Source organism: Halobacteriovorax sp. (genome assembly GCF_041587335.1).
Classification (GTDB): Bacteria; Bdellovibrionota; Bacteriovoracia; order Bacteriovoracales; family Bacteriovoracaceae; genus Halobacteriovorax.
This window is the reverse complement of sequence record NZ_JBFGYP010000025.1, coordinates 23,137-33,527: the sequence shown is the minus strand read 5'-3', so window position 1 is coordinate 33,527 and position 10,391 is coordinate 23,137. Positions and strand designations below refer to the sequence as shown.

General features: G+C 35.4%; 6 protein-coding genes. 4 read left to right on the top strand and 2 right to left on the bottom strand.

Annotation, left to right across the window (positions count from 1 at the left end):
* Both ABX784_RS05925 and ABX784_RS05920 read right to left on the bottom strand, forming a co-directional pair.
* The coding region (locus ABX784_RS05925) for an FG-GAP repeat domain-containing protein (RefSeq protein ID WP_372653827.1) at window positions 1–1,506 on the bottom strand (1,506 nt) is incomplete at its 3' end.
* 2 nt (window positions 1,507–1,508) lie between these two features.
* Window positions 1,509–3,305, bottom strand: a complete 1,797-nt coding sequence (locus ABX784_RS05920) for an acyl-CoA dehydrogenase family protein (protein WP_372653825.1) — start codon at window positions 3,303–3,305, stop codon at window positions 1,509–1,511.
* A 217-nt stretch (window positions 3,306–3,522) separates the two neighbouring features.
* Between ABX784_RS05920 and ABX784_RS05915 the strand changes: the two genes are divergently transcribed.
* From ABX784_RS05915 to gspF, 4 genes are read left to right on the top strand one after another with little or no spacing between them, the layout of a single operon-like run.
* A complete protein-coding gene (locus ABX784_RS05915) occupies window positions 3,523–5,049 on the top strand; it encodes a hypothetical protein (protein WP_372653822.1) in 1,527 nt (508 codons plus the stop codon).
* A 20-nt stretch (window positions 5,050–5,069) separates the two neighbouring features.
* Window positions 5,070–7,412 carry a type II secretion system secretin GspD gene (gene gspD / locus ABX784_RS05910; protein WP_372653820.1) on the top strand — a complete coding sequence of 781 codons (2,343 nt, stop codon included), beginning with the start codon at window positions 5,070–5,072 and terminating at the stop codon, window positions 7,410–7,412.
* 9 nt (window positions 7,413–7,421) lie between these two features.
* Window positions 7,422–9,158, top strand: a complete 1,737-nt coding sequence (gspE, locus tag ABX784_RS05905; RefSeq protein WP_372653817.1) for a type II secretion system ATPase GspE — start codon at window positions 7,422–7,424, stop codon at window positions 9,156–9,158.
* Between the two features lie 12 nt (window positions 9,159–9,170).
* The gene (gene gspF / locus ABX784_RS05900) at window positions 9,171–10,391 is read left to right on the top strand and encodes a type II secretion system inner membrane protein GspF (RefSeq protein ID WP_372653814.1); all 1,221 of its coding nucleotides are present in this window, start codon (window positions 9,171–9,173) and stop codon (window positions 10,389–10,391) included.

Here is a 10,391-nt window from a genome sequence, read left to right as displayed (position 1 = left end):
AGTTATCATCGCCCCCCATCCGTGCGTATTTGACTTAACACCATCTAAATAAACACGAATAGATTTTCTTCCTTCACGAGGAGAGATATTTTTATAGACATAAATACGTCTAGCAAGATCGGCCTTTCTCACGTTGCTCTGGCCTGTGATAAAATCCATTCTTCCATCACGATCAATATCTAGAGTCACAACACCAGAAGGATTTAAAATATCAATCTTTGCATCTTTTGCTATGTCTTCAAAGCCATGATCTGCTCTTTGGGTGAAGTATATTAAGCGCGTATAAGGAGGGTACCCAGAATTTTCAACAAGGATATCAATTAGTCCGTCATTATTAAAATCAGCAAAGACTGACCTCTTATCACTTTGAGACCAAACTCTCCTTCCACTATCTTGAATATATTCTGATCTTAAAAACTTTGGAGGGAACTCTCTTCTACTCCCAGTAAGGAAAGAAGACTTGTCTCTATTTTCAGAATCAAAAGAGTGAGAAACCTCTCCTACAAGAATATCCATCACTCCATCATTATTATAATCAGTACATAAACTATAAAGAGAGTTTCCACCACCTCGAGGGTTTAGCATCCCAAAGCTATCATGATCAAACCCTGCTTCATCTGCAAAGTTTTTAAAGGTTCTATCCTTATGTTTAGAGTCGTATCTATTCATCCACATTTTATTTGCATGACCACCAGAAGAGCTCGTAAGAATATCTGGAAAACCATTTTGATCGAGATCACATGTGCTTGATGAAAAGGTTGGCTTAGCATTCACATAGGCATTATTAGCTTTAGAAAAGCGAGCTTCATCTTCTAATAAATAACTAACTTCTTTATAGTCAAAGTTTTTCATCCCCATATAGAGTCTATCGGGAGAGGACTTTGGTGAAGATTTAGAATAATCTAACCAATTAGCTTCAAATAAATCAATATAACCATCAAGATTATAATCTAATAAGGATATAGAAGACGTTGGTCTAGCTTCCCTCTTCTTACTTGAAGTCATTTGCTGGTACTGTATCTTTCCTTTAATCTTCTTTGCTCTAAATACCTTTAAAGGTTCCTCAGCTAAAGCAGACTTTTGGTTCAAAGTTCCAGCAAGAACATCTAGCATTCCGTCTCTATCAAAATCAAAGAACGTTAAATAGCTTGCTCTAACAACCTTTCCAAATGGATTATAAGTTGTTTCCTTATATTTTTTAGTTTTAGGAATATAGCGAAAAAACTTTGGCCTAGAATAGAAAAGAGGTAAAGTCACAATATCCGTATGTCCATCTCCATCAAAGTCGACAGCATAGATGTGAGTAGCAACTTCTCCTTCTAGACCTACTTCCTTAGTAATATCTTTAAAATAACTACCTGACCCTTCTAATGAAGGGCCTGCAGGAACTTCTACAACTTTACGTTTAACAACGGTTTTTTCTTCTTTAAAGAGTTTTGGAATCTTCTTTAAGCTAGAACAACCTGTAAAAAGTAATGCTGATGATAAGACTAAAGATTTTCTCATATCTAATAATCTATTATATCAAGTCCGTAACCATCATAGTTACATACTGCTGCTGATATTTCTTCAGTCAGTTTGTCGTAGTTATTAGTCATTTCTTTAAGATTCATCACAAAGTTTTGTCTGGACTCTTTAATGATAAGTTTAGTCAAACCTAGTACATAGTCTTTCTTATCTTTAGGAACATTCTCTTTTTCTAAAATAGAAGTTGTTCTAGAGATTACACAAAGAATTACATATAACTCAGTGGCCATATTCGAGAGTCTACCTTGTGGGTATTCATTTCCAATAATTTTCTTACCATGCTTTATCAGAGTATTTTCAACCTGGATTGCAAATGATGCCATCATTGAAGAGAAATAGTTTGCATACTCTTCTAATTCAGGATGTGCCTTAGTTAGAGCTCTAGAGGCTATCATTTTTGAAATACGTTTCTTTGCAAAGTCAGAAAGTACACCTAGAGATTTGATAGGATCTTTAAGTGCTGAAGAAACATCAGAAACTTTTCCTAGGTCTTTTAAAGAATCTGAAGGTCCTTTCATACCTGATAAGGCCAAGAAACATCTTAGGATTTCATTTGTCCCTTCAAATATAAGATTTATTCTCGAATCTCTCATGATTCTTTCATAAGGATACTCTTTCATATAACCATTACCTGCGGCAATCTGAAGTCCTGTATCAACTACAGTCCATAGAGACTCAGAACCATAGATTTTACAAATAGCAGTCTCTAGAAAATAATCATTCATCCCTTTGATCATATTTCCAGTTGTCATATAAACAATACTTTCTGTTGCGTAACAACGTGATGCCATAAATGCTAGCTTCTCTTGAATTAATCCAAAGTCACTAATTGGAGCACCAAATTGCTTTCTTCCTTTAGCATGTTCTGTTGCCATCTTCAGTATAGTCTTCATACCACCGACACAACCAGCTCCTAAAGAAAGTCTTCCAGAGTTAAGAACATTCATCGCAATCTTGAACCCTTTACCTAGTTCTCCTAAAATATTCTCAGCAGGAACTACTACTTTATCTAAATATACGGCCCTAGTTTCAGAGGCCCTAATCCCCATCTTATTTTCTTTTTCACCAAAACTTACGCCTTCCATTCCTTTCTCAACGATAAAACAAGAGATTTTCTCTACAGTCTCTCCGTTCTTAACGTGATCTGTCTTACAAAAAACAGTATAGAACTCGGCAGTACCAGCATTTGTAATCCACAGCTTCTGACCAGTAATAGTATAAGTGCCATCGTCATTCTTTACGGCTTTTGTCTTTATAGAGTAAGCATCAGAACCTGAACCTGGTTCCGTTAAACAAAAAGATGCTAATTTCTCTCCAGACGCTAATGCTGGAAGCCATTTAGCTTTTTGCTCATCAGTTCCTTCATTCAATAGCGCTCTATAACCAATAGATTGGTGTGCTCCTAGCATTGTTGCTGTAGATCCATCCATTGCTGCGACTTCTGCAAATATTCTAGAGTATAAAGAGTAGTCTAATTGCATTCCACCATACTCTTCAGGTACAGCTAAACCGCAAAGACCTAACTCAGCTAAGCCTTTAATAACTTCATCTGGAATTTTCGCTTCATCATCGAATTTCTCACCATCAATAGCATCTTCACCATATTTAGATACAGCAGAACACATCTCTTTTGCCATCTCTACCTGCTCTCCACTAAAGTGTGGAAATGGGAAGATTACATCTTCATTGATTTCACCAAAAAATAAGCTGCCAACGACAGAATCAAATTCTTGTCCTTCTTGGTCAACATTGTATTTAGAGTCCTTCTTTTCACTCATTCGAAAATCCTTTTTAATTCTAGTTAAAAATATTAATAAATTTTACATCCTTATATGTACTTGTGACAACAAAGAAAAATACCCGACAAACACACTCAACAACTAGGCAAAAAAAACCGAAAGAAGTTACTTGAAGCATATAGTCTAAGACCTTAAAATAATACATAATGGTAATAATACGTATTTTTTAATACTTTACAGGAAAGCTGGATCTTTAATGACTAAAAAGAAAAATGGAATTTTCTCAAAGATCAAAAACAAGTTCTCAAAAGATAGAGATGAGGAGAGCGAGTTTGAGGAATCAACTGGAGAGATCTTTGTTGATCCTGAGGCCCTTGAGTTTGAAGAGCTAAAAGAAGAAGAATCTGAAACCTCAATAGATACAGATGAAGCGACTTCACCTGGAATCACGTTTAGCGAAGAGCAAGAAGAAGATGATATTGAAGAACTTCTAAATAATAGAAGTGATGAAGACACTCCTCCTGTAATAGAAGACGAGGAAGAAGAGTTTGTTGCCCAAGAGCTTACGATTTCTGAAGAAGAAAAAGAAGAGTTAGAAGAACTCGACTCTCCTATTCAAGAATTACAACCAGAAGAACTAGAAGAAATTACTGAAGAATACGATGAAGATCTATACGAAGAGCCAAAGCCGAGTGCTGCTCAGAGATTTTCTAGCCTTATAAGTTCTGTAAAAAATAAAGTTCCTTCAAAAAAGTTCATTTCTTTTAAGAATGACGATAGTTCTGACAATGACCTTACGGGAGCGCTAAAAAAACTAAATATTAACGAGTTTTCATGGACAGCCTTTGTTGAGAAAATATTTTCTCCCGACTCTCGTAATGACATCCATAGAGGATTTCTAACTGTCCTTATTTTAAGTACTGCATACTTTGGAGGAAAACTTGTTGCGACAGGGATATCTTCAAAGCTAGAGAATAGTACACAGAAAAAAAGAACTGCAACCGTTCCTTACTCTCCTAAAACAAGAGTTGTCTTATCAAAGATTGAAAGATCAAACTTATTTAACACTAAAGACCCAAACAGCTCGAGCCAAACAGTCGTCGAAAAGCCAAAACTTGATGACAACCTAGTATGCAGAACTTCAGAACGTAAAACGAAGCTTGGAATAAAGCTTGTTAATACAATTGTTCTACAAGATTCAGTGAAGTCAATTGCCTCAGTACAGGTAAGAGGAAAGAAACAAATCCTTGATTTAAGAGAAGGCGAAAGAATTGATAATGATGCTCAGGTTGGAAAAATTGACCGTCTTAGAGTTGTATTTAAAAATCTTAAGACTGGAGATTGTGAATACATAGAAAGTCTTACCAAAGAGCCAAAAGTAAAAAATCCAATAAAAGTAGTCAGTGCTTCAAGAGGAAAAAACCTACTTAACAAGTATAAAGACGATAGAATTAAAAATGTCGGAAATACATTTAAAATTCAAAAGAAAGTAAGAGATGAGATGCTAGGAAATATTAGTGAAGTCTTAACTCAAGCTAGGGCCATACAGATAAAGAACCCAGATGGAACACTTGCTTTTAAAATGACTGAGATAGTACCAGGTTCAATCTACAGTAAATTGAATATCCTAGACGGAGATACGATTACAGCTATTAATGGTAAGAAGTTTAGCAGTCTAAATGAAATAATGAACTTATTTGGAAAGATTAAAGACATAGACAATTTTGAAATTTCAGTAAGAAGAGATGGATCTACACAGAACTTAGAATATAACTTTGAATAAAACTCCAGGGATCGGAATTTATGATGAACAAGAAACTACTAATTACATCGTCACTCGCAGCTCTACTAGCGCCACTACTATTTAGTGATGCAGCTGCGCAGTTTAACAATTCAAAGTATAAGACGAAAACAAAATACAAGACAACTGAGAAGTCAGCCGCAAGTTTAATAAAAAGTAATACAAAGAGTGGTGCTGACTTTTTTGGTAGAAAGTCTGACTCTTCTTCAATAGATGCAAGTAAAGATAAGAAGTACGTAAACCTAAACCCAGAAACTGCATTTGGTCCTGAAGTTATAACGAGTTTTGACTTCCCTAATACATCGTTGACGGATTTAACAAAACATATGCAAAAGCTTACTGGAATTAACTTAATTCTTGATAAAGACTTAAAAGGAAAAGTTTCCATTATGGCCCCAACAGCAATTACTGTTGGTGATGCGTGGAGAGCTTACCTAACTGCACTAAACTTAAATGGATACACTCTTGTTAAAAGTGGTTCATTCTATAAAATCGTAAACGCTAGAGATATTAGATACACTCCTACAAAGATCTATACTGGAAACTTTACTCCAAATACAGACAACTACGTAATGAGAATCTTACCTCTAAAAAACATCAACTCTACAGAAGTAACAAGATCATTTAGACCATTCATGTCTAGATATGGTCGTATTATTGATATTAAACAAACAAATACAATTATTGTTCAAGATACAGGTTCAAACATTAACAGGCTTACAAGACTAATTAAGTTTATCGATGTTCCAGGACACGAGGAATCTCTACAGATTATTCCTGTAAAAAACTCATCAGCACAAGAAATTGCAAAATTACTTGATAAGATTTTTAAAGGAACAAAGTCGACAAAGGTTAGATCAACAACTAAGACAAGTTTGATTTCTGAAATAAAACTTATTGCTGAACCAAGAACAAACTCAATCATTGCTATGACTAATGCTGATGGAGCAAAGCAACTAAATGCATTAATACAGAAGCTTGATGTAAAGCTAGTTAATTCTAGCTCGGGTCAAATTCACGTTTACTATTTAAATCACGGAACAAGTGAAACTCTAGCAAAGACTCTCTCTTCACTAGTAACATCTGCTCAACCAAAAACAACAAGTAGATCAAGACTATCCAGAGCAGCATCGACAGAGGATTCAACTTCTCTATTTAATGCTGAAGTAAAAATCACTGCTGATAAAGAAAATAATGCAATAGTTGTTACTGCTTCCCCTACAGACTACTTAACAATCAAAGAGGTTATAAAAAAACTAGATAGACCAAGAGACCAAGTCTTTGTTGAAGGTATGATAATGGAGACTTCTGTAACTAAAGATAAAGGTTTTGGAATTAACCTTATTGGAGCTTACGGGTCTGGTGCAACTGATAAAGCAGGATTTGTTGGTAACGGTGGAGATCTATTTAATGTAATGTCTAATAACATTACTGCTCTTGGTGGATTATTTGTAGGTGGTGGAACAGGAAGTGCGATAACTCAGACAGTCAGTGGACAAGAAGTTCAGATTAAATCAATATCTGGATTAATTACTGCAGTTGCAGCAAATGCAGCAACAAATGTACTAGCAACACCACAAATAATGGCCCTTGATAACGAAGAAGCAGTATTTGAAGTTGGTGAAAGTATACCTACTCCAGAGAGAACAAATTCTGCAAACGGTTCTTCTTCAGTTTCTATTACACAACAGAAAGTTGCTCTGACTCTCAAAATCACACCACAAGTTAATAAAGTAACAAGGTTCATTAAATTAAAGATTGACCAGAAAGTAGATGACTTCTCTAGTAGAACACTTCCTTCAGGTGTTCAAAGTGACGGTGTAGCAACTACTACTCGTAGTGCTATTACAACAGTAGTTGTTAGAGATAGAGATACAATCGCAATGGGTGGACTAATGAGGGATAAAGAAACTGATGTTGTTTCGAAAGTTCCTCTTTTAGGAGATATTCCTGTTCTTGGTTGGCTATTTAAGAATACGAGAAAAAGTGTTGAAAAACTCAACCTACTCTTCTTCTTCACTCCAAAAATCATTGATGTTTACAAAACAGCAAATGCTGTAAACGTACAAGATCAACTTAACAGAAGAAGCACTCACTTAAAAAATGCTCTTGGAGAAAAAGACCCTTTTGCAACAAGCGCAAAAGGTTTATACGAAAAAGCAAAAAAACAAGAACAAGGACCACTTTACGACCAAGAAGAAGCTGATGAATATAGAAGAGAGAATGAAGAATCAGGAATTGGACATGAAAAACCAGAAAGAGATCCTCTACTTGGTGACAACACTCCAAACTACAAAGTGATTGTTCAAAAAGTTAAATCAAAAGCTTCGGCAACAAAAAAATAAGGGGTTGTTTTGAAAATTTCAGAACACATGTTAAAAAAGGTTGAAGGACAGAAGGTTATGATTGGCCAACTCCTCCTTCAACATACTTCATTAACAGAAGAGCAGTTAAATGAAGCCTTAAGCATCCAAGAAGATTCCGGAATGCTCATTGGTGAAATTCTTCTTAAAAAGAACTATATACATCCGCACGATATTATTAAGGTTATTTGCCACCAAGTAAATATTCCATTTATCACAGATATTAATGTAGATGATATAGATCCAAATATTACATTAAGTATTCCAATTAATTACGCTAAAGCTCATGAGATACTACCAATTCTAGAAACAGACACTACCGTTTCAGTTGTTTTAACAGATCCATTTAACTTTGATGCTATAAATGACTTAAGAGAACTTTTCAAAAAAGAAATTAAGTTAATTGTTGCTCATCCAATGAAGTTATCAGAGGCCATTAACAGAGTTTATGAAAAGGCCAATACCAATATCGTTGACTCACTTGAAGACGAGTTTGAAGAAGCCCTAGATCTCGATGGACCAATTGATATTTTAGACGCAGGAGCAGATGAGGCACCTGTAATAAGATTTGTGAACTCAATTATTTTTAGAGCTGTAAAAGAAGGCGCTTCCGATATTCATATTGAACCATATGAGAAAGAAACAGTTTATCGATTTAGAATTAATCGAGTAATGAAAGAAATACTAAGACAGCCAATTAAGACACACTCTGCAGTGAGTTCACGTATTAAAGTTATGGCGAAGCTAGATATTGCAGAAAAAAGACTTCCTCAAGATGGCCGTATTCCTATAAAGATGGCCGGTAAAGATATTGATATTCGTTTATCGACAGTTCCTATCCAAAGTGGTGAAAGAATTGTTATGAGGATTCTAGAAAAAAATAATACTATTTTAAAACTAGAAAATTTAGGTTTTCACGGTAAAGTTCTTAAAGATCTACAAGAGCTTGGCTCTAGAAAGCATGGGGTTGTGTACGTATCAGGTCCAACAGGTCACGGTAAGACGACTACTCTATTTGCAATGCTAGATGAAATTAACACTCCAGATAAAATGATTATCACTGTAGAAGACCCAGTGGAATATGAAGTGCCTGGGATTTCACAAATTCAGGTAAATAGTAAAATTGATCTATCGTTCGCTATTGCACTTAGATCTATCCTGAGACAAAACCCTGACGTTATAATGGTTGGGGAAACAAGGGATAAGGAAACAGCAGAGATGGCAATCCAGGCCTCTCTTACTGGCCACTTTGTTCTATCTACAATTCACACAAACGATTCTTTCTCTGCACCTGGTAGATTAATTGATATGGGAGTTCAACCCTTCCTAATTGCATCTTCATTGGCTGGAGTTTTAGCACAAAGACTAATACGTAAACTTTGTAATCACTGTAAAGTTCCTCATCAAGTCACTCCTTTTGATATGGAGATGATGAGAGTTAGCTCTGTTCCAAATGACGCTACAATTTTTACTCATAAAGGATGTCCCAAGTGTAACTATGATGGCTTCAGCGGAATGACGGTAGTTTCAGAGCTCCTTATTATTGATGATATTATACGCCCACTTGTTCTTAAAAAAGCAGATTCAGGATCTATAAAGAAAGCTGCCGTAAAAAGTGGAATGATCACTCTTAGAGGAGATGCTCTTTCAAAAGTATTTTCTGGAATAACATCTGTAGATGAAATGGTTAGAGCAATTAATGACGAAGATCACGAAGAAGACGAATAAGGTTAAAACATAATGGCAATATATAGCTATAAAGGTCTAGATAAGACTGGAAAAGAAATTAAAAAGACAATTGATTCTGATAGTCTTACATCAGCGAAGACTAAGATTCGTTCTATGGGAATTATGCTTATAGAGATTTCAGAACAAAAGTCTCAAAACAAATCGTCTATTAGTAGTAGTAGCTCATTTTCATTTGGACCTATTGTTTCGATTCAAGAACTCTCCCTAATGACTAGACAGCTTGCCACCCTCATCAAAGCAAAGATTCAAATTGTTGAAGCATTCAATGCTCTTGTTGATCAAACTGACAATCAGCGATTTAAATCAATTCTTGCAGAGATCAAGCAAAAAATTAACGAAGGTTCATCTCTAGCAAATGCACTTAGCGACTATCCTAAGGTTTTTGACAATGTTTACGTCAACATGGTCGATGCAGGAGAGACATCAGGTACACTTCAGGTTGTATTACTTAGACTTGCCGACTTTACTGAAGCTCAAGTTAAGTTAAAAAATAAAATAAAAGGTGCAATGACCTATCCATTAATAATGGCATTTGTCGGGGCCGGAATGATGGGAATAATATTTATTTTTGTTATACCAAAAATTACAAGAATATTTGAAACAATGAAAAAAGACCTTCCACTACAAACAGAAATTTGTATTTGGATCTCTCAATTTTTAAAAAGTTACTGGTGGGCAGTGATTGTAGGGTCAATTTTTGCTTACACTTCTTTCAAGAAGTATATAGTAACAAAGAAAGGTAAATCTAAATGGGATAGTTTATTACTCAAGCTTCCTATTATTGGCGAACTTGTAACTATGGTCAATGTTAGTAGATTCTGTTCGACTCTAGCAACATTACTTAACTCAGGTGTTCCTATTATCGCAGCTCTTAAAATTGTAAAAAACCTTATTGCTAATGTTCATATGCAACAAGCAGTCGAAGAAGCAAAAATAAACGTATCAGAAGGTGCTTCTCTCGCCGCCCCACTAGTTAGATCTGGTCTTTTCCCTACAATGGTTACTCATATGATGACATTAGGGGAAAAATCGGGAGAACTAGAAGATATGCTAAAGATCATTGCAGAAAATTACGAAGACCAAGTTGAATCAAAACTTAATGGACTAACCTCCGTCTTAGAGCCTATAATGTTGGTCGGGATGGGTATTGCTGTAGCATTTATCATCTTTTCAGTGGTAGTGCCAATGATGCAATTGAATTCGCTCCATTAA